The sequence below is a fragment of the Acinetobacter sp. WCHAc060006 genome, assembly GCF_004209135.1.
Taxonomy (GTDB): domain Bacteria; phylum Pseudomonadota; class Gammaproteobacteria; order Pseudomonadales; family Moraxellaceae; genus Acinetobacter; species Acinetobacter cumulans.
Genome location: NZ_SGSS01000105.1, coordinates 1 through 450 on the forward strand (window position 1 = coordinate 1; position 450 = coordinate 450).

Genomic DNA, 450 nt, shown 5'->3' on the forward strand with positions numbered 1-450 from the left:
GCTAGCGAGCTGATCTTTGTATCTTTCCATGGTTTCGCATTTTTTCTAGGTGGAATCACCGCATGCGCTTGCCGATCTGCAATGACCTGACGGCATTGCTTGGTGTCATAAGCTCCATCGGTATAAACAGAGTCAATCTGCTCATCTTGTGGAATCTGATCGAGTAAATCACCAAGCACTTGTGAATCACTCACATTATTTGTAGTGAGTTGAATAGCGCGTATTTGAAGGGTTTCAGCATCTATACCAATATGAAGTTTACGCCATTGGCGACGATATTCAGGTCCATATTTCTTCCTTTTCCATTCACCTTCACCTAAAAACTTTAGACCGGTAGAGTCTACCAGCAAGTTAAGCCCACCACTGCTTTTTTGATAATTAATCGCAATATCAATATGTTTTTGTCTTCTGCAAAGCGTACTGTAATCTGGTGCGGTCCAATTTAATCCA

General features: G+C 41.6%; 1 protein-coding gene. It reads right to left on the bottom strand.

Annotated elements, in window-relative coordinates; translation table 11 throughout:
* Positions 1-450, bottom strand: a 450-nt coding sequence (locus EXE29_RS17385; RefSeq protein WP_120365126.1) for an IS5 family transposase, incomplete at both ends; no start/stop codon positions are given.